28 protein-coding genes are annotated in these 24,728 nt (G+C 68.4%); 7 read left to right on the top strand and 21 right to left on the bottom strand.

Annotation, left to right across the window (positions count from 1 at the left end; genetic code table 11):
* Window positions 1–3 precede the first annotated feature (3 nt).
* The 3 genes from FRCN3DRAFT_RS0213260 (at window position 4) to FRCN3DRAFT_RS57090 (ending at window position 1,462) form a co-directional block, all read left to right on the top strand.
* On the top strand, window positions 4–426 hold the full coding sequence (locus tag FRCN3DRAFT_RS0213260; protein WP_007514161.1) for a nuclear transport factor 2 family protein: 423 nt from the start codon (window positions 4–6) through the stop codon (window positions 424–426).
* A gap of 34 nt (window positions 427–460) precedes the next feature.
* Window positions 461–841, top strand: coding sequence for a nuclear transport factor 2 family protein (locus FRCN3DRAFT_RS0213255; protein WP_007514160.1), 381 nt, complete (start codon window positions 461–463; stop codon window positions 839–841).
* A 498-nt stretch (window positions 842–1,339) separates the two neighbouring features.
* Window positions 1,340–1,462, top strand: a complete 123-nt coding sequence (locus FRCN3DRAFT_RS57090; protein ID WP_269799821.1) for a hypothetical protein — start codon at window positions 1,340–1,342, stop codon at window positions 1,460–1,462.
* Between the two features lie 152 nt (window positions 1,463–1,614).
* Here the strand turns inward: FRCN3DRAFT_RS57090 and FRCN3DRAFT_RS56135 are convergent, their stop codons facing one another.
* The 5 genes from FRCN3DRAFT_RS56135 to FRCN3DRAFT_RS57410 form a co-directional block, all read right to left on the bottom strand.
* A complete protein-coding gene (locus FRCN3DRAFT_RS56135; protein WP_071042304.1) occupies window positions 1,615–1,836 on the bottom strand; it encodes a hypothetical protein in 222 nt (73 codons plus the stop codon).
* Between the two features lie 402 nt (window positions 1,837–2,238).
* Window positions 2,239–2,688 (bottom strand): hypothetical protein, encoded by a 450-nt coding sequence (locus FRCN3DRAFT_RS58145; RefSeq protein ID WP_007514156.1) that lies wholly within the window; start codon window positions 2,686–2,688, stop codon window positions 2,239–2,241.
* A complete protein-coding gene (locus FRCN3DRAFT_RS58140) occupies window positions 2,640–2,864 on the bottom strand; it encodes a hypothetical protein (RefSeq protein ID WP_198535967.1) in 225 nt (74 codons plus the stop codon). Before FRCN3DRAFT_RS58140 ends, FRCN3DRAFT_RS58145 begins: the two co-directional genes overlap by 49 nt.
* A gap of 285 nt (window positions 2,865–3,149) precedes the next feature.
* The gene (locus tag FRCN3DRAFT_RS0213230) at window positions 3,150–3,644 is read right to left on the bottom strand and encodes a MarR family winged helix-turn-helix transcriptional regulator (RefSeq protein ID WP_007514153.1); all 495 of its coding nucleotides are present in this window, start codon (window positions 3,642–3,644) and stop codon (window positions 3,150–3,152) included.
* Between the two features lie 498 nt (window positions 3,645–4,142).
* Window positions 4,143–4,691, bottom strand: coding sequence for an HNH endonuclease (locus tag FRCN3DRAFT_RS57410; protein ID WP_335341732.1), 549 nt, complete (start codon window positions 4,689–4,691; stop codon window positions 4,143–4,145).
* On the opposite strand from FRCN3DRAFT_RS57410, the gene FRCN3DRAFT_RS0213225 reads away from it, so the two are divergent.
* The 4 genes from FRCN3DRAFT_RS0213225 to FRCN3DRAFT_RS0213210 all read left to right on the top strand — a co-directional run bounded on the left by FRCN3DRAFT_RS0213225 (window position 4,605) and on the right by FRCN3DRAFT_RS0213210 (window position 8,080).
* Complete coding sequence (locus FRCN3DRAFT_RS0213225) at window positions 4,605–5,126, top strand: cysteine hydrolase family protein (RefSeq protein ID WP_007514152.1); 522 nt, start codon at window positions 4,605–4,607, stop codon at window positions 5,124–5,126. The two genes, FRCN3DRAFT_RS57410 and FRCN3DRAFT_RS0213225, sit on opposite strands and share 87 nt — an antisense overlap.
* 64 nt (window positions 5,127–5,190) lie before the next feature.
* The gene (locus tag FRCN3DRAFT_RS0213220; protein WP_232794030.1) at window positions 5,191–6,093 is read left to right on the top strand and encodes a carboxymuconolactone decarboxylase family protein; all 903 of its coding nucleotides are present in this window, start codon (window positions 5,191–5,193) and stop codon (window positions 6,091–6,093) included.
* Window positions 6,090–6,950, top strand: coding sequence for an SDR family NAD(P)-dependent oxidoreductase (locus FRCN3DRAFT_RS0213215; protein WP_232794029.1), 861 nt, complete (start codon window positions 6,090–6,092; stop codon window positions 6,948–6,950). Before FRCN3DRAFT_RS0213220 ends, FRCN3DRAFT_RS0213215 begins: the two co-directional genes overlap by 4 nt.
* A gap of 188 nt (window positions 6,951–7,138) precedes the next feature.
* Window positions 7,139–8,080, top strand: coding sequence for a ferredoxin family protein (locus FRCN3DRAFT_RS0213210; RefSeq protein WP_007514146.1), 942 nt, complete (start codon window positions 7,139–7,141; stop codon window positions 8,078–8,080).
* 104 nt (window positions 8,081–8,184) lie between these two features.
* Here the strand turns inward: FRCN3DRAFT_RS0213210 and FRCN3DRAFT_RS0213205 are convergent, their stop codons facing one another.
* From FRCN3DRAFT_RS0213205 to FRCN3DRAFT_RS0213130, 16 genes are all read right to left on the bottom strand, one after another.
* Window positions 8,185–9,687, bottom strand: coding sequence for an aldehyde dehydrogenase family protein (locus FRCN3DRAFT_RS0213205; RefSeq protein WP_007514144.1), 1,503 nt, complete (start codon window positions 9,685–9,687; stop codon window positions 8,185–8,187).
* Between the two features lie 231 nt (window positions 9,688–9,918).
* Window positions 9,919–10,659: an SDR family NAD(P)-dependent oxidoreductase gene (locus FRCN3DRAFT_RS0213200; RefSeq protein ID WP_007514142.1), complete on the bottom strand. Its 741-nt coding sequence runs from the start codon at window positions 10,657–10,659 to the stop codon at window positions 9,919–9,921.
* A gap of 2 nt (window positions 10,660–10,661) precedes the next feature.
* Window positions 10,662–11,561, bottom strand: coding sequence for a beta-keto acid cleavage family enzyme (locus FRCN3DRAFT_RS0213195; RefSeq protein WP_027140536.1), 900 nt, complete (start codon window positions 11,559–11,561; stop codon window positions 10,662–10,664).
* A 334-nt stretch (window positions 11,562–11,895) separates the two neighbouring features.
* Window positions 11,896–12,738 carry a TauD/TfdA dioxygenase family protein gene (locus FRCN3DRAFT_RS0213190; protein WP_007514139.1) on the bottom strand — a complete coding sequence of 281 codons (843 nt, stop codon included), beginning with the start codon at window positions 12,736–12,738 and terminating at the stop codon, window positions 11,896–11,898.
* A 295-nt stretch (window positions 12,739–13,033) separates the two neighbouring features.
* Window positions 13,034–13,744 (bottom strand): GntR family transcriptional regulator, encoded by a 711-nt coding sequence (locus tag FRCN3DRAFT_RS0213185; RefSeq protein ID WP_027140535.1) that lies wholly within the window; start codon window positions 13,742–13,744, stop codon window positions 13,034–13,036.
* A 122-nt stretch (window positions 13,745–13,866) separates the two neighbouring features.
* The gene (locus FRCN3DRAFT_RS0213180; RefSeq protein ID WP_007514135.1) at window positions 13,867–14,991 is read right to left on the bottom strand and encodes an amidohydrolase family protein; all 1,125 of its coding nucleotides are present in this window, start codon (window positions 14,989–14,991) and stop codon (window positions 13,867–13,869) included.
* Between the two features lie 14 nt (window positions 14,992–15,005).
* On the bottom strand, window positions 15,006–16,226 hold the full coding sequence (locus tag FRCN3DRAFT_RS0213175) for a CaiB/BaiF CoA transferase family protein (RefSeq protein WP_007514134.1): 1,221 nt from the start codon (window positions 16,224–16,226) through the stop codon (window positions 15,006–15,008).
* A gap of 204 nt (window positions 16,227–16,430) precedes the next feature.
* Window positions 16,431–16,952, bottom strand: a complete 522-nt coding sequence (locus FRCN3DRAFT_RS0213170) for a nuclear transport factor 2 family protein (protein WP_007514132.1) — start codon at window positions 16,950–16,952, stop codon at window positions 16,431–16,433.
* Window positions 16,953–17,006: 54 nt separating this feature from the next.
* Window positions 17,007–17,384, bottom strand: coding sequence for a 2Fe-2S iron-sulfur cluster-binding protein (locus FRCN3DRAFT_RS0213165; protein ID WP_027140534.1), 378 nt, complete (start codon window positions 17,382–17,384; stop codon window positions 17,007–17,009).
* Window positions 17,381–19,063, bottom strand: coding sequence for an FAD-dependent oxidoreductase (locus FRCN3DRAFT_RS0213160; protein WP_007514128.1), 1,683 nt, complete (start codon window positions 19,061–19,063; stop codon window positions 17,381–17,383). Before FRCN3DRAFT_RS0213160 ends, FRCN3DRAFT_RS0213165 begins: the two co-directional genes overlap by 4 nt.
* A gap of 44 nt (window positions 19,064–19,107) precedes the next feature.
* Window positions 19,108–20,451 (bottom strand): aromatic ring-hydroxylating oxygenase subunit alpha, encoded by a 1,344-nt coding sequence (locus FRCN3DRAFT_RS0213155; protein ID WP_007514126.1) that lies wholly within the window; start codon window positions 20,449–20,451, stop codon window positions 19,108–19,110.
* Window positions 20,452–20,478: 27 nt separating this feature from the next.
* Window positions 20,479–20,721: a lipoyl domain-containing protein gene (locus FRCN3DRAFT_RS0213150; RefSeq protein ID WP_007514125.1), complete on the bottom strand. Its 243-nt coding sequence runs from the start codon at window positions 20,719–20,721 to the stop codon at window positions 20,479–20,481.
* Window positions 20,714–21,709, bottom strand: a complete 996-nt coding sequence (locus tag FRCN3DRAFT_RS0213145; protein ID WP_007514123.1) for an alpha-ketoacid dehydrogenase subunit beta — start codon at window positions 21,707–21,709, stop codon at window positions 20,714–20,716. The genes FRCN3DRAFT_RS0213150 and FRCN3DRAFT_RS0213145 overlap by 8 nt, the downstream gene beginning before the upstream one ends.
* 54 nt (window positions 21,710–21,763) lie before the next feature.
* The gene (locus tag FRCN3DRAFT_RS0213140) at window positions 21,764–22,762 is read right to left on the bottom strand and encodes a thiamine pyrophosphate-dependent dehydrogenase E1 component subunit alpha (RefSeq protein ID WP_007514122.1); all 999 of its coding nucleotides are present in this window, start codon (window positions 22,760–22,762) and stop codon (window positions 21,764–21,766) included.
* A gap of 300 nt (window positions 22,763–23,062) precedes the next feature.
* The gene (locus FRCN3DRAFT_RS0213135; RefSeq protein ID WP_007514120.1) at window positions 23,063–24,226 is read right to left on the bottom strand and encodes a thiolase family protein; all 1,164 of its coding nucleotides are present in this window, start codon (window positions 24,224–24,226) and stop codon (window positions 23,063–23,065) included.
* Window positions 24,223–24,651: a Zn-ribbon domain-containing OB-fold protein gene (locus tag FRCN3DRAFT_RS0213130; RefSeq protein ID WP_007514119.1), complete on the bottom strand. Its 429-nt coding sequence runs from the start codon at window positions 24,649–24,651 to the stop codon at window positions 24,223–24,225. Before FRCN3DRAFT_RS0213130 ends, FRCN3DRAFT_RS0213135 begins: the two co-directional genes overlap by 4 nt.
* Window positions 24,652–24,728 lie beyond the last annotated feature (77 nt).

Raw genomic sequence — 24,728 nt, 5'->3', positions numbered from 1 at the left:
ACCATGACCGCGCAGACCGCCGAGTTCGCCACCTCCACCGCGCCCGCCGACGTGGTACGCCGCCAGTACCTGGCCTCCGCCGCCGGCGACCTGCAAGCCCTGCGCGCCACCCTCGCCCCAGACGTGGAGTGGACCGAGATGGCCGGCTTCCCCCTCGCCGGCACCTACCGCACCCCCGAAGGCGTCACCGCGGGTGTCATGGAACGGCTCGCCGGCGACTGGGACGGCTGGACCGCCCACGACGACACCTACGTCGTCGACGGTGAGAACGTCGTCGTCCTGGCCCGCTACACCGCGGTGAACAAGAACACCGGCAAGCCGCTCGACGTCCGCGTCGCCCACCACTTCACCGTCCGCGGCGGCCAGATCGTCCGCTTCGAACAGTTCGTCGACACCGCGCTCGTCCACGACGCCATGACCGACTGACCCACCGCCACGCCGGCCTACCGACGGAGACTCCATGTCCTCGACCGACAACAAGGCACTCGTCACCGCCTTCTACGAGCAGGCCTTCAACGACAACCAGCCGGAACAAGCCGCCGCGCAATACCTCGGCGAGACCTACACCCAACACAACCCCGAAGCGCGGGACAACCCGCAGGCGTTCGTCGGCTACGTCCGCTGGCTGCGCGGGCAGTTCCCCGACCTCCGCCTGGACATCAAGCGGGCAATCGCCGAAGGAGACCTCGTCGTCACCCACAGTAATCTGCACCTCAAACCCGGCGACCGCGGCATGGCCGTCGCCGACATCTGGCGCGTCGCCGACGGCAGGATCGTCGAACACTGGGACGTCATCCAGGAGGTGCCCGAGAAGAGCGCCAACAACAACACCATGTTCTGATCGCGGCAGCCGACACGGCCCGGAGCGTTGGCCTGTACCGAGGTTCCCTCGCCTATTTCGCGCCCGCACCGATCTGGGCGGCTGAATGGCGGCGCGGGCCTGCGCGGCGACCGGGCGAGCGTGCCCATCGCTCGGTCGATCCTGATGGTGCCTGCCCCCCTCTCCTCATGGGTCACCTGTCCGGGTATTGCCGAACCTTTCGCGGTGGTACTCGGCGGCCCACCATGGCCGCCGTCCCGCTCGCGCCCGTTCCTGTCTGCCGCGACCATAAACTCTCTTGACTACGACAGAAACTCCACCCAGGACGGAGCCCAGATATTTACTGCGGCGGAGACAGATTCTTGGGCACCCAGGAGACAGCTACCCGGCGGCGTCCGCCGCGGCCCGGCCCCGGCTCGGGAAGGCAGGGCAGGCGTCGGCTCCGACGGAGGTGTCGTAGGCCCGCACGACCAGAAAGCAGTCTGATCCGCAGCAGCCAGATCGCCGCCTGCCCGTGGGGTGGGTGCGACCGCGGCGGCGGGCACACAGGGATGTGTCCAGCAGGAGATCTTCGACGTTCCGACGCAGGCCGACGACCGCATGCCAGGCGTCCGCCTCCTGCGCCAGCTCGCCGACAGCTGACGCACGGCAGCGACCGGCGCGCTCGCTGCTGCTGCGTCACGACACCATGTGACGTTGCGTTACTACCGAGAGCACGACAGAGCCGATCTTGAACCAGTCCCCGCCGGCCTTGAGTTGGCCCCAGGCGCCGACCATCGTCGTCACGGGCCGGGTCAGCGGGCGGGGCAGATGGTGAACATCGCCAGCAGCGCAATGTTGTGGAGAACGAACTGGTCGGCTGTCGAGTTGCCCAGGCCGTGGCGCTGGCTCATCGAAGGCGCGGTCACCGTCCAGTTGGAGGCCATATCGGAGCAGTCGGCTTCGCCGTCGCTGAGGATCTGGGCGTCAGTCTTGCCACCGGCGAGGTCGGGAAACTCCCGGCGAAACGTTCTCACGTACCGACCGTCGTCGTCGGTTTCACTAATGAGACCGGCTGTCGGGCTTTCTGTCACTGGCGCCGCGGCAGCGATGGGCGACGGACCCATCGTCGGGTGTCGGTCGCGTTATCGATCGGGCCGCACGCAGGCAGCGCCGCGACGGCCAAGGCTATCAGAGCAAGTCTCCGGTACATGGACTTCCCTTTCTTGTGGTCCGCAACGTCAATGAGGAGGACCTCGTCGAAGGTGTGGGGAGGACCCGGCCAGAGACATCCGAGAGAAGATCCGCGGATGGGTCCCGATCTCCATATCCGTCCTCCGCGCGACTGACGATCGTGTCCCGGCAGGCCACTTTTGTCCTCATCCGCGCGCTGGCATTCCCGGCTACCACGAGTGCGGCAGTGGGACTGTCCGCGGGGTTCAACAGCCGTGGATGGTGGGCCCGGTCTGGGTGGTGTCGAGGGAGAGGTGAGGTATGCGGCTGGTGGCGGGCTGACGCCCGCCGAGCAGATACGGCGGGAGCGGGTCCGGCTGGCTGCCGCTGACCGATTCGCCCCGGGGTGTGAGCCAGGCGGAGGTGGCACGGAGTTCCATGTGACAGGCGCCGATCAACGTCGTCGGCGGTAGCGTGGCCGCGAGCCAAGGCGGCGACGCGGCCCGCGGCCACGGCGAGAAGGGTGGGGAGCCGGTGACGCCCAGATCGGCGGCGCGGCGGAATTCGGCTTCAGCCGCTGCCTGCGCCTGAGGTGCCTCGAAGGCGGCCACGACCGCGTCGCCGTCCACGCCGGCCACCTTCCGGTAGGTGCCCGCGTCCGACAGGCTCAGACCGTCGACGTAAATGGCGTGCTGCAACGCGATGGCCAGTTCCACAGCACGGTGGGGGCGACCCGGCGCAGGGCGGCCACGCCGCGGGCGGCTGCCTCGGAGTCCATCACGAACGAGCCGTCCGCGATCAGCAGCTCGTACGCCTCACCGAACGGCGCGCCGGTCATCTCGGCGATCTGGGCGTTTGCGCCCCGGACGTAGCCGAACGCGCGAATCGGCACCCGGCGCGAACCTGTGAACAGGCCCCCGGAGACCACCTCCACCGGCAGCGCCGGATGGCGGGGAGACGACCTCGCGCAACGTTCCGGAGAACCCGTGCGACCAGCCACAGTAGGCATCGAAGACGTAGATCAGCTGCATCAGAGACCTTAGGAGGGGTGGTACGCGCCCGCCCAGCGCAAGCGCCTCCTCCGACAGAACAGTATCTGACTGGTCAGGTATTCCGCCAGGGTGGTCACATCCGCCGCTCAGGCCCCACCGCGCCGCCGGCCGCCGCGGGCTGCGGTTCAGGGCAATCGGGGCAGTATGTCCCTCGCCGCGTGGCTCAGGATGCGCAGATCCTCGGCAAACCGTTCCCGGTCCTCGGCCGGCACGGGTTCCAGGAAGTAGCGGCGGATGTTCCCGACGTGCACCCGGGCGGCGTGCACCGTCGCCTCCTCGCCCCGCGGGGTCAGCCGCACCAGTCGGCCGCGCCGGTCTGCGGGGTCTTCGGCCCGCTCGACCAGCCCGGCGGCCTCCATACGGTCCACCAGGCGCGTCGCACCGCCCGTGGTCAGTACCTGCTCCTGCGCGATGGCCCGCATCGACAACCCGGGCTCTCCCGCCCGCCCCAGGATCAGCAGCACCTCGAACATGAGATGACTGATCCCGCACTCCTCCTCCAACACCCGCCCCAGGATGTACTCCAGCCGGTTGGCCGCCCCCTGCAACCGCCCAAAAGCAAGCACCAACTCGTCGTTGGCGGCCTGCCTCGCCGTCGAGATCTCCGCCTGCTCACCCACAACGTCACCCCACTCCCCACCCCGCAAGGCCCCACCCGACCGGCCTGCCCAGATCGGAACGCCGTCATCATCGTGAGCCCATCGTTGATGATCGCCGAAGGGAGCGCGGGTTAAGATCGCGATGGGTAGCTGTCCGTAGCGTATCCGGGGAGATCCCCAGCTGTCCCCCGATCCGCTGGCACACGCCCTTCGCGCTCGTCCCCGGCTCGGCCCTGGCGTCCAGCACCAGCCGGATCGCCCGCTCTCGCAGCTCATCGGGGCACTTCGAGGTTGTCTCACGCGGCAAGCCTCTTCCAGCAGATCAGTGTGGCCGCGAGCGTGAGGAACGCGAGGAAGTTGCGGCCGTTGGTCTCGTAGCGGATCGTCAGGCGGCGGTAGCCGCCGAGCCAGGCGGATGGGTCGGCCGCGCAGCGAGGTGCCAGCGTGGGCTGATCCTTTTCCGCGCGGCCTCCCGCCGAGCCGGACTTGATGGTTTCCCGATCATCGGCTCACCGGTGACTACTGGGTGAGCGGTATGGCTGGCTGCCTGGTGTGGATCTGGCCGTGGCAGGAAGCGCAGAGCACAAGGGTTATTCGCCTCCGGTTTGCCATGGTCGCTGCCCACCGGGGCTGTGCGGGTCCGGATGTTCCAAGGTCTTTTAGGGTGCGGACGTGGTGGACCTCGACCTCGCCCGCCCGCTGGCAGACCTCGCAGATTTCCGCGAGGAGCCGTGTGATGAGCTCCTTGTGCGGATGGTCGACCCGGATCGGTTGGCGGTCGTTGACCGTCGCCGATCGCTGCCGGTGGAGAGGGGCAAGCCCCGACGCCGGTGGCGATCTTGAGGCCGACGGGGCCGGACAGACGGCGCCAGCATCCCCGGGCTGGCCAGTAGCCAGGTCGACCTCTTGCAGATCTCGAGCGTGTTGTATACAACAAGAACCAATGTATACAAGATGTCGACGAACTTCATGGAGGGACCGATGACGCTGTCCACGGCGCCGACAGCGGGGACTACCGCCTTGGTGGTCCTGGACTTCACCCAGTACATCGTCGAGCGCTTCTGCCATGACCCCACGGTCGTGGATCGGGCCGGCCACGCAGTGGGCCTGGCCCGCCAGCTGGGCGTACCCGTCGTTCATGTGGTGCCGAAGCCGATGCGCGACGACATCCACCCGTCGGTGGCACCCGTGGAAGGCGAGTACGTGCTGGGCAAGACCACCATCGGCGCCTTCGCCGGCACCGGTCTCCACGACCTTCTACGACAGTCGGGGATCAGTCACCTCATCGTCGCGGGCGTGGCAACCGGGGGGACGGTGCTGTCCACCACCCGGTGGGCCGTCGACGTCGGCTACCGAGTCACCGTCTGCTCCGACGCGTGCGACGACCCCGAGCCAGGGGCGCACGCCGCGCTTGTCGACGCCGGTGTGTTCCCCAACAGCTGGCTCGGGCTGTGGCGGATCGCGACCGTGCTGCCCACCGCCGAGATCGCCGAACTGAAGTAGAGGAGACGCCCAGCATGCAGGTCCCTGCCCGAAAGCCTCTCGACCGGCCAGGCAGGTCGGCATGATGACCCAGGCGGAACGTGAAGCGGCCTACCAACGCGTGCGCCGCGAACTCGGCATCGACCGGATTGGAACCTCCCCGGACGCACCGCCGTTACCTCCCCGCCGGCGCGGCGGGCACCTTCGACCCGCGACAGCGCTCCCCATCGAGGCCGAAATACGCGGTGCCCAACTCTATGAATACGAGATCTGGGGCCGCCCCGGCCTCGAGCTGAAAGCCCGCTGCTTCATCACGATGGCCGCCCTGACCGCCCTCGGCCGCTCCGACCAGCTCTACCGCCACATCAACAGCGCGGTGAACATCGGCATCACCCCAGAACAGATCCACGAAGCCCTCCTGCATGCCGGCGTCTATGCCGGCCTGTCCGCCTGGGAGAACGCCGCCGACGTCGCGGGCGAGGTCTTCGTCGCGCGCGGGATCCTCCCCGCCGGCAACGCCACCCCGGGCGAACCGAAACCGCCGATGGATGACACCGAGCGGCGGGCCGCCAGAACCCGGATTGTCGCCATCCTCGGCGTCGGGCGCATCGGTCACGGCGAGAACGCTCCGCTCCTCACACAGCTGCCCGGCGTCCCCTTCCCCGCGGCAAGGCCCGGCCGCCTCCCCGTCGAACAGGACCTCGCCTGGATCACCGCCGACTACGGCTATGGCGAAGTGTGGGGCCGGCCTGGACTGGAGCTGCCCACCCGGAGCTTCATCACGATGGCCGTCCTTCAGGTTCTCGTGGAAAACGACGAGCTGCACATCCACGTCAATAACGCGCTCAATCTCGGGATCACGCCCGACCAGATCTACGAAGTGATCGCCCACACCGGCGTCTACGCCGGCGGATCGGGATGGCACAACGCCACCAACGTCGCCCGACACGCCATCCTTCAACGCACCGCCACCCAAGAAGGCAGATGAGTATGACGACCATGGACAAGCTCGACGGACGCGGCGCGGTGGTCGTCGGGGGCGGCAGCGGGATCGGGCGCGGGATCGCCTTGGGTCTCGCCGGTGAGGGCATGCGGGTCCTCGTCGCCGACATTGACCCCGAGAACGCGAGGGCGGTACGCGACGATATCGCGGGGCGCGGCGGCGACGCGCTTTCCGCGCGCGTGGACGCGACCGATCGCGATTCGTTGGCGACGCTGGCCGCCGGGGCGGCGGATGATCTGGGCGACGTCCACGTCCTCGTGAACACGGTCGGCGTCCACACCAGCGCTCCGGCCGCGGCGTCCAGCGAACAGGTGTGGGCGTGGTTCACCGAGTTCCACCTCACGGCCGCCGTACGCGTCGTCGACGCGTTCCTGCCACTTCTGCGTGCGCACGACGACGGGGCGCACATCGTCCTCACGTCATCGATGGCCGGCCTGGTGGCGCTGCCCACGGAGCAGACCGGCGGAACGGAAACCGGCGTGTACACCACGTTGAAGCACGCCGTGGTCGGATACGGCAACATGCTGCGGCACGAGCTGGCGTCCGACGGCATCGGAGTGTCGGTGCTGTGTCCCGGAGCGGTAGCGACCAACCTGGTCACGACCACGGCCCGGCACCGACCGGAGCGCTTCGGTGGACCGATGGCCGATCCGATGGCGGGTCGGGTACTGTCGCCGGGCGCGGTGCCGGGAATGCTGCCGATCGAGGCCGTGGGGCCGATTGTCGTGCGAGGCATTCGCGCGAACCGCGCCCACATCATCACCCATCCGGAGATGGGGGATGTGGTGCGGGCGCACCAGCAGCAGGTGCTGGAAGACTTCGCGTTCTTCGCGGAGAAGTGACTCGCCGCCCCACGTCGGCAGCCCCCACGACGGCAGCCGCGGCGTGGTCCTGGGCATGGTCGGCCCGCTGGCGTCGCCATCGCCAGCGGGCCGGTGTTCCCATCGCCAGCGGGCCGGTGTCCCGAGGCGGGTCGCCGGCATCCTGCTTTCAGCGCCCAGTCGATAGACGAGATCGAGGACAACGAAAGGTGACCTTCGTGAACGTCGGCGCCGTCTCCCCGGCACTGGACTACCGATGCGCGCCCTGGACCCGCGCCCAGGGCGTCGACCCGATCGGGTCCGCGCTGACCTGCGACACGTTCGTGCTCGTCGACATGCCACCACCCTGGCCCAGCGACATCGGCGCGATACCGGCCTTCGCCGACCTGCTGGGGCGGTGCCCGCCCCGCACCCGGCTGCTGGCGGTCAGACCGCACGCCGACGACGCGGACGTCCCCGGCGTGCGGGTGACGATCTGGCGCCGGACCGACTCGAGTCGGTTCGCCGGCACCGACCACGTCGTGCCCGCGGAACGCCTCGCCGGCCAGGTCGCCCGCCTGCTCGAGGCGCCGCGGTCGGATCCGGGTCACCTGCCCGCCCCCGCCGACGTGCTGCTGTGCGGGCACGGCGCGCGGGATCGCTGCTGCGCCCGGCTGGGAACGCGGCTGGCGCTGGACGTGGCGAGGACCTGGCCAGGCGTGCGTGTCCGCCGGTGCAGCCACACCGGCGGACACCGCTTCGCCCCGACCGGCTTCACCCTGCCGGACGGGCGGGCCTGGGGCTTCCTCGACGTCGACGCCATCGACGCGGTCGTGCGCCGGCTCGGGCCGCCTCCGCTGCGGCAGCACTACCGCGGTACCACCGCGCTGGACGCCTGGGGACAGGTCGCCGAGCGGGAGCTGTTCGAGCGGTTCGGCTGGGCCTGGCTGGACCACCAGCTGACCTCGTCACGCACCGACATCGCGCCGGGCGGCCGATCGGCGACCGTGGAACTGACCTGGCGCGGGCCGACCGGGCCGGGAACGGCGGACGCCACGATCGAGGTCGTCCGCGACGTCCCCACCCTCAGGTGCGGCGAGGCTCCCGAACTGGCGGAGAAGACGGCACCGGAGCTGGCCCTGCGGTCGATCAGTCTCAGGGGCACGGGGTGAACGCCCAGCCGAAATCCTGCGAGCGTCCCAGACACGTGCTCCACGGCGCCGGGCCCGGTTAGAGCGCTGGCGCCGGGCCCGGCGGCCGCGTACCTGAAGCTGGCTCAGGCGCCGGCGGATACGCCCGGCACCAGGTAAGAGACGATCTTCGTCTCGGTGTACTCCTCGATGCCTTCGACACCCCAGGAGCGGCCGAGGCCGCTCGACTTGTAACCGCCGAAGGGAATGTCTCCGTCGACGCAGCGGCCGCCGTTGATGCTGACCGTACCGCTACGGAAACGAGCGGCGAGCTTGATCGCGCGCTCGATGCTGCCGGACGACACCTCACCCGAAAGGCCATATTCGCTGTCATTAGCGATACGCACGGCGTCGTCCTCGTCCTCGTAGGGCATGACGACAAGCACAGGCCCGAAGATCTCCTCCCGGGCGATGGCCATGTCGTTGGTCACGTCGGCAAAGCAGGTGGGTTCGATGAAGAAGCCCCGCTTCGCCGCGCCGATCCGCCCGCCGGCGATCAGGGTAGCGCCCTCCTGCAGGCCGACATCGATATAAGCCTTGATGCGTTCCATCTGCCGCCGCGAGATGACCGGGCCCATGGGATCCCGGGGATCGTCATAGTGGCCCCACTTGCCGTCGTAGGCCGCATAGGTCGACTTCAGGATTTCGATCGCCTCGGCGTAGCGGTTCCTGGGCACAAGCAGACGCGAGCGTACCGTACAGCCCTGACCCGAATGGCCCGCGATGACGGAAGAAGCCACCTCGCCCGCAAAGTCCTCCACGTCATCGAGGATGATCTTGGCGGACTTGCCGCCGAGTTCGAGCAGCACACGCTTCAGCGTCGATGCGCCCTTTTCCATGATCCGCTTTCCGACCGCCGACGAGCCGGTGAAGGCGATGAGATCGACGCGGGGATCAGTGACCAGCAGTTCACCCAGGGCGGGATCGCTGCCGGTCACGACGTTCAGCACGCCAGCCGGAAAGCCCGCCTCGGCTGCCATCTCGCCCCAGATCGCCCCGAGAGCAGGCGTGTCGGGGGCGGGCTTCAGCACAACCGTGCAGCCCGACAGCAAGGCCGAAACAACCTTTTCGATGTTGACGTAGAAGGGTACGTTGAACGGTGTGATTGCTCCAACCACACCTGCTGCCTCGCGCATCTGAATGCGGTGGCTGACACGTCCCTCCGGGCCGCGTCTGCCGCGATCTTCCGTCCAGCGGACCTTGGCGAACGCGTCGATGAGGTCCTGGTAGCCCGCGAGCGACTGGAGGATCTGGACGTTTCTGGCGATGAAGAGGGTCGACCCTGCTTCGTCACGGGCAATCTGGACTAAGCGGTCCGTGTTGGCGCGGAACAGGTCGTAGAGTTTCGTCACCAGTTCCAGGCGCTTGGCATGATTGGTTGACCAGTCGGTGGTGTCAAAGGCCCGGCGCGCGGCCGAGACGGCATCGCCGACATCCTCGGCGGAGGCATCGGCAGATTTGCCTACGACCTCTCCGGTCCAAGGGCTGATATTGTCATAGGTACGGCCCCCGGCGGCGCCTCGCAGTTCACCGTCGATATAGAGGCTCGTTTCGCCGACACTGAGCTTCGACTCGGTGACCGTCGCCATATCCTTGTCCTTTCCCTACCGGTTTGCGGCGTTGTCTCCAGCCTCCCACACTCCGGGCAGCGAGACTGGGTCTGATCCAAGCAAGGCGCCCCATACCCGCCCGCGGCGCTTTGGCGGATTGATGTCCGACCCGATAGCGGCGTCCGCTTCCGCCGGACGCGCTGCCGCCGGGCATGATGCCGAAGGTCGAGCCGCGCGGCCGCCTCGACCGGACGGCAGGCCGTCCGGCTGTCAGGCAAGCTTCGCCGACCACCCGCCATCCACCGGTATGATCACGCCGGTCAGGAACGAGGCTCGGTCGGAGGCGAGGAACGCCGCGACCTCGGCGAGCTCCTGCGGGTGACCGGCTCGGTTCAGCGCCGCCTTCGAGCTCATCTCGCGCAGCAGGTCCGGTCCCATGGTCATGATCTCTGTGAAGGTGAAGCCGGGTGCGATGGCGTTCGCCCTGATGCCCCGGGGACCGTACTCGACGGCGACGGACTTGGTGAGGGCGTGGACGCCGGACTTGGCGGCCGCGTACATGAACGACGTGCGGCTCTGGACGTTGATCGCGGAGACCGACGAGACGTTGACGAACGCGCCGCCGCCGCCCTCGAGCATGGCCGGAATCGCATGTTGCGTGACGAGGAGGACGCCCCGCAGGTTGACGGCGGTCATCTTGTCGAACTCGTCGACCGTCAGCACCTCAGGGGGCCGGCGCCCGTGTGTGCCGGCCACGTTGAGCACCGCGTCCACACGGCCGAACTCCCGCAGCGCGGCCTGGAACATCGCCGCCACGTCGGCGTCCTTCGACACGTCGCAGTGGACGGGAAGCACGCCTTCCCCGACCTCGGCAGCGGTGTCCTTCTCCGCGCCGCTGATGTCGGCGGCCACCACCTTGGCCCCTTCTCGCACGAAGACCTTCGCCGACGCCTTCGCGATCCCCGAACCCGCACCGGTGATCACCGCTACTTTGCCGTCGAGGATGCCCATGGCTAAACCTCACCTCCCGGCAGGCCTAGCATCTCGCGGGCCTCCGCCGCCGTGGCAACCTCCCGGCCCATGCTCCGCGCCATCTCGACGACACGGGCGACGAGCTCGGCATTCGTGGGGAGGCCGAGCTCGGGGTACGAGTGGTCGGCGACGCCGATGGCGACGTGGCCGCCGGCCTCGATCGCGCCGGCGAGCACCGGGAACGCGTTGCCGCCGATCACACTCGTGAGCCATTGCCAGTTCGCCCGGGGCGGAACGAAGTCGAGCAGCGCGTGCAGACCTCTGATCGTGGCCGGATGTCCGTAGCTGACGAACGGGTCCGCGAACACCGTCAGCTCGCAAAACAGCGGCTCCTGGTACAGGCCCATCTCGAGAAACGCCTCGGTGAGCCGCACCCCGGCGATGTTCCACATCATCGGCACCGGACGCACCCCGACGGCGCTCACGGTCTCACAGAGGTCGGTGAGCATCTTCGTGGTGTTCAGGTAGACCCGGTCAACGCTGGCGAATTCTCTGCGTCTCGAGTCGTACCGGTCCAGGTTCGTGGTCAGCATGTCGACCGGGATGCCGTCGGGTCTGGTCGCCGGATCTTTCGCCATCTCGAGGATGTGTGCCACCCGCTCTTCGACGGTGGGCAACATGCTCGCGCCCAGCGTCGGAAACGTGATGAGATCGCTCTCCTGCTTGATCCGCCGCACCACGTCCGCGTACAGGTCCACCTCCGAGGACTGGGCGCCCGTTTCGGGGTCCCGGGCGTGGTAGTGCACGACGGACGCACCCCGCCGCCAGCACTCGATCGCCTGGTCGGCGATCTCCTCAGGGCTGTAGGGAACGTGTGGGCTGATATCTCTCGGCGTTCCCTCGTTGATCCGGACCTCGATGATGAGCTTCTGCTTTGTCATATGCATCTCCAGGTCGCCACGCCGGCTGGCGTCACATCGGCCGGCCTTGTGGTCGAAGCCATAAGTGGAACCCGAAATCGGCGCCGCCAGGGTGAAGTGGAAGGCGACGTTTCGATGCTTTACCAGCCACTCCTCGCCCCCGGTCGTCATGGCATGTCATGCCGTGTCCTCCAACGGCACGGACGGCGCTTCGTTGTGCTCTACATCCCGGCGAGACGGCTCGCGCGAGCCGCTCCTGACCCGCCTCGGGTTCATGGCCGCGGGCAGGCGAGGGCGGGAGAAGGCATACCAGAGGTCCAGCGCCGCAGGAGCCGCCGAAGTACTCGGAACGCGGTCAGGCCGCCGGGGGATCGCCGCTGATGGTGATGCGGCGCAGGATTCGCCGTTCCGTGTAGTCGGCGATCGCGCGATGTTGCGTTACCCGCTCCTCCCACACGGCGATCATGTTCGGCCGCCACCGCAGGCGCACGTGGAACTCCGGCGTGTTGACGTGTTCGTACAGCATCCGCAGGAGCGCCTCGTTCTCGCGCTCACTCACCCCGACGAGCCGCTCGGTGTAGACCGAGTTGACGTAGAGAGCCCTGCGCCGGGTCACCGGATCGGTGATGACGACGGGATGCACGTGGCGTTCCCCTTCGCCGAAGGCACGCCCGCCGTCGCCGTGGGACCGCGCCACCGCGGCGGTGCTGTGCACGGCCTCCATGCCATCGAGCAACCGCTGGTAGCGGGACGAAAGGGCGTCGAACGCCGCGGTCATGCTCGACCACATCGTGTCCCCGCCGAAGGACGGAACCTGGACCGGAGACAGGAGCGCCGCTAGGGGTGGCCTCTCCTGCGAGCTCCCGTCCGTGTGCCAGGAACTCGTCCGAAGTCGTACCGCGTCGGCGCCCTCCTCGGTCACAAACTGCCCCGGGCCTTTCCCGTAAGGGTAGACGTAGAGCTCACCGAAGGCTGTGGCGAATGACGAGAAGGTCTCCTCGCCGATGTCCGAATCAGAATAGAAGAACAGTACGCCGTGCTCAGGTAACAGCCGCCGCAGTGCCGATGTCACATCGTCGTCGTGGGAGACATGAACATCCACCCCATGAACGATCGCACCGATGGTCCCCGTCACCTTTTCCAGCCTGATACCGCCGACTGCCGAGAGCTCCTCAGCGGGCGCTGTTTCAACACCCATGATGTCAACCTCTCTGGTTGAACGTTGTCGAGATACATACGGACGGCCGCGATGGCCTCTCCGGGCGCCGGGGCATCCGCCCGGTACTGCTCACGTGCTCACACGGGTGGGGATCACCTGGACTCCAGCCTCGGCATTGCATTCAAAGCGGATCAGTGTGTACAAGAAGCAGTCGGCGCCGCGCGGGCCGTCTCGGGGTGAATCGCGCCCGCGAAGGGACCACCCCCGGGCAGGCCCCGCCGGCCGGGACGAGCTTCGCCGTCAACCCGGGCGGCGTCTCCTGCCCGCGCGGTGCCTATTCGGATGTGCTGGCGGCTTCGAACCGCGCGTGGACCGCGCGCCGCCATCCCATCGAGGCGTAGATGGCGTCGATGTTGTCCGCCGCCGCCGTCGCCGCACGCACGGGGTCGCGGTCGGCAATGGCGTCGACGATCTCGCGCATGACCTTCGCCCGAAGGGATCGCATCTCCCGTGGCGTGCTGCTGACGAGCTCGATCGACGTGGCCCATTCGATCTTGTAGCGCACGACGTGCATCAGCGCGATCAACGTGCTGTTCTGGGACGCCACGGTCAGGTGCTCATAGAACCGTCCCTTCATGCTGCGGGTGTCCTCGTAGCGCCGCTCGCGGGCCGCTCGGGCACCCTCGTCGAGGAGCCGACGGAACGTCTCCAGGTGCTCGGGGCTGCACCGCATGGCCGCCTGCGCCGCGGCCAGCGGCTCCAGGACCGCCCGCACGTCGAGCAGGTCGTGGGCGGCCTCGGCGTCCATGGTGGCCACGTAGGTGCCGCCGTAGCGTTCGGATCGGACGAACCCCTCGGCCGCCAGCGCACGCAGCGCTTCCCGCATCGGGATCCGCGACACGCCAAGCTCGGCCGCGAGCCGCTCCTCCCACAAGCGTTGACTGGGCTCGAGCTCGCCGCGGATGATGCGCCCGCGGACGTCATCGACAAGCTCCTGCACGTTGCGCCGCGAGGGCGAACTGGTCGTCGTTGTCGACTGTGTCATTCCGTTGCCCATGCCTGTCCTGAACGCTGCTCCAACAGTTCACCGCAGCCCATCATGCCGGCCGCAGTCCGTCGCGTGGCGACTCGCCGGGGAGGTGGCGACGCGGGCGAGGTCCGAACAGTTCAGGCGAGGTTGAACACCCTTACGGCGTTGCCGGCCAGGATGGCCTGCTTGCGGTCGTCGTCAAGGCTTCGGGTCAGCTCAGCTGCGTACTGCTGGGTCTTCGGGAACAGGGTGGTGCTGTGCGGGTAGTCGGTGGAGAACATGGCCGCCGACGCCACGAGCGGATCACGCCCCGCGTCCTCGAAGCCGACGAAGTCGTCGAGCACGCTGACGAACAGGTTCTTGCCGACGAACTCGCTGGGCGGGGTGTGTAGCGGTGGGTTCGCCCAGTGCCGCTGGCGCTCGAACTCCTGTTCCATCATCTGGATCCAGAACCGCAGCCATCCGAGATTCACCTCGGCATCGACGAACTTCAAGCGGGGGTGCCGTTCGAACAGCCCAGTGAAAGTCAGCTGGGTGAACGGCCCGACGGCGGTGAAGAACCGCTGCACGACACCGGAGAGGTTGATGCCCGCGGCGGCGTCCGGACTCGGGGTGGCCAGCGTCGGGGGCTCCTTCCCACCCATGGTCCGGTGGATGCACACCGCCACCGGCGCCTGCTCCGCCGCCGTCCAGAAAGGCTCGTAGTAGCTGTCGTAGTACGGAGTCTCGCTCCAGTAGGGGATGAACACGCCCTTGGCACCCTTGGCGACCACCCGCTCCAACTCGGCCAGCAGGACGTCCAGCCCGTCGTCCACGGGCAGGAGCGGCAGACCGATCAGCCGCCGGGGATTCACCGCGCAGAACTCATCCAGAAGCCAGTCGTTGTACGCGCGCAAGATCGCGAGACCGAACGGACGGTCGTCGAGCACGTACCCCGTGAGCGAGGCCATGGGGTAGATAGTGGCGGCGTCGACGCCGTCGGTGTCCATGTCCTTCAGGTGGGCGGTGCCGTCGTAGTTGCCCGGCAGGATCTCCTCCACCGTGAGGCCGCTGGCCTTGTAGTCCTCGTATGGGCGGCCGGCCACGGCGTTCAACCCGAACGTCTTCACCGGCGGCTTGCCGTCGAAACTCCAGCCGTCACCGCCGTCCGCGCCGCGCAGAATACGCGGCGCCCGGTCGCGGTACTCCTTGGGCAGATAGGTCGTGAACGTGTGCGGCGGCTCGATGATGTGGTTGTCGGCGGAGATGACCTTGTATTCCACGGCGAGTACCCCTTTCAGATGATGGCGCCCTGTTCCTTGAGAGCGGCGAGGTCGTCCCATGAGTAGCCGTACGCCAGCAGGACCTCCTCGGTGTGCTGGCCGTGCTCGGGTGCGCGGCGCGCCGCCGCGAGCGGCTGTCCGTCAAACTGCGCCGGCGACGCCACGGCCGACAGCGGCGGGCCTGGCTCCTCCCCCGGCAGGAGGTAGTTGTTGGCGAGCGCCTGCGGGTCACATACGGCTTCGGCGGGGGTCTGGAGCACATCCCACACCCCGTCGAAAGTGCCCAACGCCGCCCGCCACTCATCCAGCGTGCGGGACGCGAACACCTCGTCCAGCAAGCCGATCAACTCGCTGTTGTGCGTCATGCGGGCATGAAAGTCCGCGAATCGCGGGTCGTCGGCCAGCTCCGGCCGGCCAATGTGCTGGCAGAAGCCGCGCCAGTGCGGGTCCGGCTGTATGACGACCATCGACAGCCAGCGGCCGTCCTTCGTCCGGTAGCTGTTCGACAGCGGATTGCGGACCAGCCCGCGGTCGACCCGCCGCATCAACGAGCCCTCTGGTCCGGCGTTGGCCTCCGTCATGAGGACGGTGGCGTTCATCCACATGCCGCCGGCAAGCAGCGAGATGTCGACCTCCGAAGCCACGCCCGTGCGCGCCCGCTTGTAGAGAGCGGCGGCGATGGCGCCAGCGCCAGACAGCCCGCCCACGCAGTCACCGATACCACCAGGCGGATGGGTCGGCTGGTAGGCATCCGGCTCGGTGAGAAACTGGGCGATACCGACCCGGGCCCACGCCACCGCGGCGTCGAAGCCAGGGGTCTCGGCCTCCGGGCCACGAGGCCCGTAGCCGCTGGCCCGCACATAAATGATCGAGGGGTTCGCCGCCCGGATGTCGGCGACGTCGATGCCGAGCCGCCCGCGCGAACCAGGCAGCAGGCTGGTGACGAACACGTCGGCCTCGGCGACCAGCCGCATCAGCACCTCGCGCCCGGCCGGCGTCGACAGATCGACGGCCACGCTGCGCTTGCCCCGGTTGGCGAGCTCGATCGTCGGGTTGACCGGACCGGTGTGGAAGAAGCCGCGGTAGGGATCACCCCCGTTCGTCGTCGGCTCGACCTTGACGACGTCGGCGCCCCAGTCCGCGAGGATTGCCCCGCACGACGGAGCGAACAGCCATGCCGCCACCTCAATTACCCTGACCCCTGCTAACAGGTCGTACGCGAGCTTGTCGGCCACCGCCTCGCCCTCGCATCCTCGTCGATCGCCTCACGGGCGCCCTACTTGTAGGGACTTGTATACAACAAGAACCCGGCACTTGTATACAACAATCCGTCAATCGGTCGCGGTGGGAGCGATGGACAGCCCGCGAGACGCGGTGCATGGCGCTCACCCGCGAGAGCTCCGAAGGACCCCGCCGAGCCACCGCGGAGCCTGGGAAGGTCAGGGCACGAGCGCCGCGTATGACGGGTCGTTCCGGTCCCGGGAACCAAGACCGAGAGGCGGCTTCATGAGGTCGCCCGGAGGGATGACGCGGGTCAGCTCGACGATCACAAGCCGGTGTGCGATCTTCCACCCGCCCGCGCGGCGTTCGAAGCGGTCGACGTATCGCCCGAGCGCGACGACGAGGCGATCGCCGCCCTCGGTCTCAGCGCTCTGCCACACGGTGAAGTACGTCTCGCAGCCGGCAGTCCCATCGCCGTGAAAGGTGATGAGCTGATTCGTGATGTGGTTCATCGCGACTTTCGCCGAGCGGACGAGGTCCACGATGCCTTGCCCGACGGTTTCGCCCGTGAAGCGCTGGCGGCCATGGATGTCGATCGCGTCGGGGTGATACGCCGAGCTGATGAGATCCGGGTCGCACCGGTCCACGCCCCGGCAGTACCGCAGAATCGCCTCGCGAATCGCCTGCTTGTCGAGCAGCTGCTGGATCGCTGCCTGCTCGCAGCTCGCGCTCTGTGTCATCGCACCTTCCTCGACGTCTCCATTCCTCCATTTCGGGCAGTCCGACGTCCTGCCTCACAGTGGCCCAGCCGGGGGAATCGGCACGGTCTCCTGACGTCGAACGCCCTTTTTCCGTACGGTGACGTCGCCGGTTGCCCGCGCCCGGCAGGCCAGTCGTAGCCGGGCGAGATCACGGCGATCAGCCCCGGGAAGCCGGTTCTCGAGGGCGTGCCGCTCCTCTTCGTCGGCGGGGGTGAGGTGCTCGTCGCCGGCGAGCACCTCGAGATGACACACCGTGCACGTCGCCTGGCCATAACAGGTTGTCGGCCAGTGGTACCCGAGACGCCAGGCGGCTTCGATGATCGTCTCACCGGGCTCAAGCTCGAGGTCGGCCCCGACGGGGTCGACGTGCACCACCGGTGCCCGCCCGTGCCGGCCGCGCTGTTCGGTCACCGGGCGACGCTGTCTCCGGAGGCGACGAGCGCGGCGTGTTTCATGCCGATGTAGGAGAACACGAAGCTGCCGCCGATGCTCGCGCCGGCGCCGGGGTAGGTGCGGCCCATCACCGAGGCGGTGCAGTTGCCGGCGGCGTAGAGGCCGGGGATGGGGTCGTGGTTGGCGTCGAGGACGCGGGCGTGCTCGTCGCACAGCAGGCCGCCGCTGGTGCCCACGTCGCTGGGATAGATCTCGACGGCGTAGAACGGCGGCTTGGCGAGGGGTCCGAGCGAGGCGTTCGGCTTGCTGCCGTAATCGCCCTGGTAGCGCTCGTGGGCGCCGTCGCCGCGGTGGAAGTCCGGGTCATTGCCCTGCTCCGCGTACGTGTTGAACCGCTTCACCGTGACCGTCAGCCCGGCGGGGTCGATGCCGCAGGCCTCGGCGAGCTGTTCGATCGTGTCGGCCTTCTTCAGGTAGCCGCTGGTGAGCCACTCGTCGGGGGTCTTCGCACGGAAGGCGAACAGGTAGCGGGCGCGGTGGCGGGAGTCGATGATGAGCCAACTGGGGATGGAGCCGCCGTCGGTGTTGTGGGCGTACATCTGCCGCCCGGCCTCCATGTAGGAGACTGCCTCGTTGAAGTACCGTTTGCCGCCCTTGTCGACGATGATCGAGCCGGGTTTGCCGCGCTCGCCGTTGTGCATGCTCGGCCGGCCGCTGGGCTGCATGGAGGCCGGGATCCACAGTGCCTCGTCCATGAGGTCGACGGCGGCGCCGTGGTGGATGGCGGCCTCGATCGCTTCGCCGGTGTCGCCTGGGTTGGCGATGGTCCACGAGGCGTCGTTCGGTTGCTTCGAGTATTTCTGTCTCATCTGCGCGTTGCGGGCGAAGCCGCCCGAGCTGAGCAGCACGGCGCGGCGGGCGTGGATCCGCACGGTCTGCCCGTCCCGGTGGGCCACCACGCCGGCCACCCGGCCATCCTCCATGATGAGGTCGACCAGGCTGGTGCTCGTCCGCACCGATGCCCCGGCCGCGAGGGCGGCTTTCAGGGTCTGGGCGATCAGCGCCGCGCCGTTGGCCAGGCGGGCCTGGCGCCGCAGCCGGCCGACAGCTGTCCGTGTGCCGACGCGTGCGGCGGTGCGCATGGCCCTGGGCCTCCGTTTGACCATCGACAGCGTGGCCGCCTCGCGGGTCATCACGACGATTCCCATCGCGACCGTCATGCCCGGCATCAGCTTCTCGAGCCACGGCCCGAGTTCCTTGCCGTTGGTCACGGCGGGTTCGATGGAGCGCCCGCGGGCGTTGCCACCACGGATACCCGCCATCTGTGCGTAGTAGTCGCTGTAGCCTTCGCACCGTTCGAACCGCAGCCCCCGCTCCCGCAGGAAGCGGACCATGTTCGCGCCCTCGGTGATGTAGGCGAGCCGACGCTCGGGCGACGACGCGGGACCCACGTCGCCGACGACCGAGTCGAAGTACGCCAAGGCGTCCTCGAGGCTGTCGGGAACGCCCTCGTCCTGCATGAGCGGGTTGTTCGGCAGCCACAGGACGCCGCCCGACATGGCCGTCGAGCCGCCGAGCATCGGCTGCTTCTCTATCACCAGCGTTTCCAGCCCGCTCGCCGCCGCGGTCAGGGCGCCGGCCAGCCCGCCGCCCGATCCCACGACGACGACGTCGGTCGTGTACTCCGAGTCCGCCACGGTGAACCCCTCCGATGAAGTCGATGGTTGTGGAGTGGGCGCCTTCAGCCGGCGAGGTAGCGGTCGAGCTCGACGTGCATGTTGCTGATGATCGGCTCCCATTCCGTGGCCAGCCGATGCTGTCGGAAGCTCCGGGAATGCAGGCCGCGTTGCTGGCGCTCGATGTTGCTGAAGTCCTGGCGCGGGATCAGGCCCCAGTTCTCGGTGTCGTCGGCGGCGAAGCGGCCCTTCAGCTTCGGCCGGCCGGGCTCCTCGCCCTCCGGGTACATGGTCAACGACCACACCTCGAAGCGGCACCACTCGGGATCGTCATTGTGGGGACGGATCCGGTAGGACAGCGCGTTGCCGAACTGGGGGATCACGATGAAGTTGGGGAACAGGAACACCTCGCCGCCCCACATCCGCATGCCCTCCGGCGTCGGGCGCAGCGGTATGCCGGCGCCCTCGGCGTAGTCGAACAGCGCCTTGATGGCCGCGGTCGCGAAGTCCTCGCCGGGCGGGACCCGGTTGCGCATCCCCCGGAAGACATGCAGGTCGCGTTCCAGCGTCATCGCGTCCTGCCCTTCCCACAACGTCTGCGACCGCGACAGGAAAGCCTCCGCGCCCCGCCCCTGGGAGATGCCGCCCGCGGTCGGGTCGAACCGCCCCAGGAAGCGGCCGTGGCCGTTCTCGAGCGGGATGTACTCGACGTTGGAGTACGGGTAGTCCTCACCTTGGCCGAAGGTGAGCTGCGGATGCGTGGACATCACGTGGTAGCCCTCGTGGAAAGCCTCCTGGGCGGTCTTCCAGTTTGCGTTGAGGATGGTCTCCTTCCACCACCACACACGCATGTTCTCGGCGCCGACCGCGTCCAGCGCGTCCGCCGCCGGGGCGAGCGCCTCCCGTAGCGGGCGGGCACCCGGGTCCATGTTGACCCAGACGCAGGCCCCCCACTCCTCGACCTTGCATTCGACCAGCCGGATGTCGTCCGGGCGCAGAGACTCCGGCGCGAACCCGTCGGCGCCGTACACGAAGGAGTTGGTGCCGTCGAGGTTCCAGCGCCAGCCGTGGAACGGGCACACGATCTGCCCGCCAGGCAGCCGCCCGGAACCCTTGCACAGCTGGGTCGCCCGATGACGGCACGCGTTGTGGAACGCCTTGACCGACCCGTCAGGCTGACGCACCACCAGAATCGACTGGTCGCAGATCTCGTACTCGACGAAGTCCCCGGGCCGGGGGATCTCCTCGGCCCGGCACGCCATCTGCCAGACCCGCGGCCACAGGTGCTCCTTCTCCAGCTCGAAGAACTCCCGGTCGTAGTAGCGCTCGCGAGGCACGTGTAACCGGTCCCGCATCGCGTACGGCACATCGCGAGTGGCGACGGGTCGTCGATCGTCGGTGATGGCCATCGACAGCAATCTCCTTCCGCGTGGGCGTCAGCCCGATGTGCGGATAGTCCCGATCTCGGCCCCGATCTCGTAGACCGTCTCGACCTCACCGCTCCACTGGACGGTGCCGGACGCACCAGCGGCGACCTCGTTCTCGGCCTTGTCCGTGGCGATGACGAACAGCGGGGCGCCCTCGGTGACATGCCCTCCCTCGTCGACGAGCAGCTCCGTGAGCTCCGACTCCGAGATCGCCACCGATATCCGAGGGATACGGATCGTAAAGTCAGTCATGAACGCCTGCCTTAACCGTCGCGCCCCGCAGCGTCCGACCAACAGCCGCGACGATGCGCTCAGCGCTCGGATATATCTGGGACTCGAGCGCCGGTGCCGCCGGAGCCGGCACGAATCGGGCACCCACCCGCTCCACCGGCGCCGCCAACACGCCGAAAAGCTCGCTGTGCAGGATCGAGGCGATCTCCGCGCCAGGCCCCGCGAACTGGACGGCGTCGTGCACGACGACGGCCCGCCTCGTGCGGCCCACGGACTCGAGCATCGCCGGCACGTCAAGCGGGACCAGGGTGCGCAGGTCGAGCACCTCGGCGCTGATCCCCTCCTTCTCGAGCCTGGTGGCCGCCCCGAGCGCCTCGACCACTCCCCGGCCATAGCTGACCAACGTGACGTCAGTACCCGGCCGCTTCACCTCCGCCTGACCAAGCGGGATCGCGAACGCCGGATCGGTCGGGACCATCCCGCGCTGGCCGCGCAACCGGATCGTCTCGACAAACAGGCACGGGTCGTCATCGAAGATCGCCGACGTCAGCAGGCCCTTGCCGTCTCGCGGCGTCGAGGGCACGATCACCTTCAACCCCGGGATATGCATGAACCAAGCCTCCAACGACTGTGAATGCGTCGCCCCGGTCCCGATCCCGCCATACACCTGCGTACGCACCGTGATAGGCGAGCTCGTCCGCCCACCGGTCATGAACCGCAGCTTCGCCGCATGGTTGACGAGCTGATCGGCCGCGATCCCGATAAAATCCATAATCATAATCTCGGCGACGGGGCGGAACCCCTCCATCGCCGCGCCGATGGCCGCGCCCACGATCGCCGCCTCCGAGATCGGCGTATCCAGCACCCGGTCGACGCCGTACTTCGTCGACAGGCCTTTCGTCGGACCAGACGCCCCCGGATCGGCGATATCCTCGCCCAACAGGAAAACGCCCTCGTCACGCGCCAACGCCTGATCTAACGCCAGGTTCAACGCCTCGGTCATCGTCATCCGTCGTTCGTCCACGTCCACCTCTACACAGGTAGGTACCGGCCGGGGCGGCCGCTATGCCGGGCAGTTACGCGAGTCGGCATACACATCACGATCAAGCTCGTCCAAAGACGGGACCGGTGCCGCCAACACAGTGGCCACCGCCTCCTCGACCGCCGCGACGGCGGCCGCCTCGATGCCCGCGAGGTCCTGCTCATCGCAGATCCCGGCCGAGAGCTGCAGAGACCGGAACCGCGGGATGGGATCAGCCGCCATAGCGGCAGCCAACTGCTCGGCCGGGATATACGCCATCGGATCCCCGAAGTAGTGACCACGGAACCGAAACGTCACACACTCCAGCAGCGTCGGCCCGCCCCCGCCGCGCGCCCGCTCCACCGCCCCCGTCAACGCGGCGACAAGCGCAAGCGGATCGTTACCGTCCACGCGGATGCCCGGCATCCCATACCCAGCCGCCCGATCCGCGACGTGAGCAATCTTCATCGTGTGCTCAGTGGCCGTCATCTCGGCATACAGGTTGTTCTGGCACACCAGCACCAGCGGTAGGTCCCACAGCGCCGCCATGTTCGCGGCCTCATGGAACGAACCGGTGTTGGTCGCCCCGTCACCGAAGCTCGCGACGGCGACCCGATCGAGACCCTTGCGCCGTGCGGCCATCGCCAACCCCACCGCTACCGGTGGTCCGGCTCCCACGATCCCGGTCGACAGCATGACGCCAGACTCCGGGCGGGCGATGTGCATCGTCCCGCCCTTGCCCCGGCCTGCCCCCACCCGCCGGCCCAGCATCTCGCCGTAGATCTCCACCAGCGGCACACCCTTACCGATCAGGTCGTGCAACCCCCGATAGGTCGTGACCAGCTGGTCATCCGGCCGAAGACACACCCCCATTGCCGCGGCGATCGCCTCCTGCCCCCGTGACGGCCAGTACACGCACTGCAGCTCGCCCGACGCGATCCCCCTGCCCAACCGGTCGTCGGCCGCCTTCATCAGCACCATCAGCTCGTACAACCGGCGCTGCACGCTCGGCGACACGCCCGCGGTTCGATCCGTCTTCACATCCGTTCCCCTTCCCAACCCGGTCCGCGACGATGGCGGCGGCTCAGCGAGGGCCGGAGGGCCGATCGCCAGCGACAGCGAAGCGCTACATCACCTTTTGTATACAAGACCCGGGTTCTCATTTGTATACAACTCGGGGGAGATGCGCAAGGGATGGATCTGGCCGCCAGCGTCACCCGCGTCGGCACCGCCGGTGGATCACGCAAAGGATGAGGCCGGCAGGTCACGAGCATGACGTCGCCCATCGGCGCCGGCCTGGTCGTGAGGCAGCCCGATCAGGCCCTCCCCAGCCACGTTGATTCAGCGGTCGTTGGCGAAGAGGAAGGCCTGTGCGAGCGGGCCGCCGCCACCGGTGACCAGACCGACCTCCGCGTCCGCGACCTGACGGGCACCGGCCTGGCCGCGGAGCTGCAGGAAGGCCTCGTAGGCCAGGCCGAAGCCGAGGTAACGGCCTTCCGACAGCTGGCCGCCGGACGTGTTGAGCGGCAGCTCACCGTCAAGGGAGATCCGTTTGCCACCCTCGACGAACGGTCCCGACTCGCCCCGGCCGCAGAAGCCCAGCGCCTCCAGCCAGTACAGGACGAAGATGCTGAACCCGTCGTAGATGCCGGCGACGTCGACGTCCGCGGGCCGCAAGGAGGTGCGCGACCACATCTGCTGGGCCGCCGGCATCGCCGCCATGACGTCGAGGTCGGGCCAGAACTCCCAGCTGGAGGTCATGGGTCGCCCACCGCCCACGGCTTCGAAGTAGACGGGCCGGTCGACGTCACGGCGGTGGTCGACGTGAGAGATGACGAAGGCGATCGACCCGTCGGCCGGGACGTCGCAGTCGAAGACGCACAGCGGTTCACTGATCATCCGCCCCGCGAGGTAGTCCTCGATCGTCATCGGCTCACGGTAGATCGCGGTCGGATGGGCGGCGGCATGGCGCCGGTTGTTCACCGCGACCCAGCCGAGCTGGTCTCGGGTGGTGCCGTAGCGGTCGAAGTGGTGACGGGCCCACAGCGCGGCGAGCTGCGCGGGCGAGCCGACCCCGTAGGCGGACTTCCAGTCCGCGGCCGCTCCGGGCGCGGCCATCACGGCCGGGCGCCGGCCGGCGCCCTGCGCGGTCGCCTCGGTGACGGTGCGGTAGACCAGCACGTGGCGCGCGAGCCCGGCCGCTACCGCGTGCGCGGCGATGCCGAGGATGCCGGTGACGTTGGCGCCGTCGCCGCAGCCGAGAATCCACGACAGGTCCAGCCGCAGAAGCGAGTGCAGCTCGCCGACGCGGGGCCCGCCGAAGCCGAACGGGGCCTGGTAGTCGGGCCAGGACGCGAGACCGTCGATCTCGCGCGGAGTCAGGCCGGCGTCCGCGACGGCCTGGAGGCAGGCGTCCAGGGTCAGCTCGGTCGCGGACTGGTTGAGGCGTCTGCCGGTAGCCGACCTTCCGATGCCGGAGATGATCGCCTGGCGTTCGGCGGTCATGCGACCGGCCTGAACATGGGCACGAACACGTCACCTCGCCGCTCAAAGGTCACCTCGACCGGCATGCCGGTGGTGACCGCCTCGACGTCACAGCCGACCACGTTGGTCAACAGGCGCAGGTCCGGCTGCTCGGCCAGCACCACCCGAGCCACGACATAGGGCGGCTCATAGCCCGGCACCCACGGCCGACGCACCACCGTGTAGGACTCGACCGCCCCCCGCCCGGACACCGCCCGGTACGTGACCGCACGGGACCAGCAGTGCGGGCAGATAGGCGCCGGCGGATGAAACAACCGGTCGCACCCGGTGCAGGCCCTGATCAGAAGCTGCCCGCCGGCACCGCCGAGCCAGAAGTCACGGCTGCCATCGTCGACCACCGGCACCGGCCGGCCCTCAGCGGCAACCGGGCCGCCCGCGGGCTTCATGTGCGCCCGCCTCGCGCGCCACGCCCGCCCGGACCGCCGCGCGCCGATGCGGCGTCCTGGCTACCGCTCCCCCGCCA

The sequence above is a fragment of the Pseudofrankia saprophytica genome (assembly GCF_000235425.2).
Taxonomy (GTDB): Bacteria; Actinomycetota; Actinomycetes; order Frankiales; family Frankiaceae; genus Pseudofrankia; species Pseudofrankia saprophytica.
Note: the sequence above shows the minus strand (reverse complement) of the source record. Positions and strands in the feature narration are given on the sequence as shown.

What these genes read in the sequence shown, in the direction of transcription:
- FRCN3DRAFT_RS0213130 (WP_007514119.1), bottom strand. Translation starts at nt 24,651, where the DNA reads ATGAAGCCCGCGGGCGGCCCGGTTGCCGCTGAGGGCCGGCCGGTGCCG.
- FRCN3DRAFT_RS0213170 (WP_007514132.1), bottom strand. Translation starts at nt 16,952, where the DNA reads ATGACACAGAGCGCGAGCTGCGAGCAGGCAGCGATCCAGCAGCTGCTC.
- FRCN3DRAFT_RS0213185 (WP_027140535.1), bottom strand. Translation starts at nt 13,744, where the DNA reads ATGACACAGTCGACAACGACGACCAGTTCGCCCTCGCGGCGCAACGTG.
- FRCN3DRAFT_RS0213200 (WP_007514142.1), bottom strand. Translation starts at nt 10,659, where the DNA reads ATGGGCATCCTCGACGGCAAAGTAGCGGTGATCACCGGTGCGGGTTCG.
- FRCN3DRAFT_RS0213135 (WP_007514120.1), bottom strand. Translation starts at nt 24,226, where the DNA reads ATGACCGCCGAACGCCAGGCGATCATCTCCGGCATCGGAAGGTCGGCT.
- FRCN3DRAFT_RS0213260 (WP_007514161.1), top strand. Translation starts at nt 4, where the DNA reads ATGACCGCGCAGACCGCCGAGTTCGCCACCTCCACCGCGCCCGCCGAC.
- FRCN3DRAFT_RS0213205 (WP_007514144.1), bottom strand. Translation starts at nt 9,687, where the DNA reads ATGGCGACGGTCACCGAGTCGAAGCTCAGTGTCGGCGAAACGAGCCTC.
- FRCN3DRAFT_RS0213150 (WP_007514125.1), bottom strand. Translation starts at nt 20,721, where the DNA reads ATGACTGACTTTACGATCCGTATCCCTCGGATATCGGTGGCGATCTCG.
- FRCN3DRAFT_RS0213225 (WP_007514152.1), top strand. Translation starts at nt 4,605, where the DNA reads ATGACGCTGTCCACGGCGCCGACAGCGGGGACTACCGCCTTGGTGGTC.
- FRCN3DRAFT_RS0213215 (WP_232794029.1), top strand. Translation starts at nt 6,090, where the DNA reads ATGAGTATGACGACCATGGACAAGCTCGACGGACGCGGCGCGGTGGTC.
- FRCN3DRAFT_RS0213145 (WP_007514123.1), bottom strand. Translation starts at nt 21,709, where the DNA reads ATGACGATGACCGAGGCGTTGAACCTGGCGTTAGATCAGGCGTTGGCG.
- FRCN3DRAFT_RS0213190 (WP_007514139.1), bottom strand. Translation starts at nt 12,738, where the DNA reads ATGGGTGTTGAAACAGCGCCCGCTGAGGAGCTCTCGGCAGTCGGCGGT.
- FRCN3DRAFT_RS0213195 (WP_027140536.1), bottom strand. Translation starts at nt 11,561, where the DNA reads ATGACAAAGCAGAAGCTCATCATCGAGGTCCGGATCAACGAGGGAACG.
- FRCN3DRAFT_RS0213255 (WP_007514160.1), top strand. Translation starts at nt 461, where the DNA reads ATGTCCTCGACCGACAACAAGGCACTCGTCACCGCCTTCTACGAGCAG.
- FRCN3DRAFT_RS0213220 (WP_232794030.1), top strand. Translation starts at nt 5,191, where the DNA reads ATGACCCAGGCGGAACGTGAAGCGGCCTACCAACGCGTGCGCCGCGAA.
- FRCN3DRAFT_RS0213155 (WP_007514126.1), bottom strand. Translation starts at nt 20,451, where the DNA reads ATGGCCATCACCGACGATCGACGACCCGTCGCCACTCGCGATGTGCCG.
- FRCN3DRAFT_RS57410 (WP_335341732.1), bottom strand. Translation starts at nt 4,691, where the DNA reads ATGGCAGAAGCGCTCGACGATGTACTGGGTGAAGTCCAGGACCACCAA.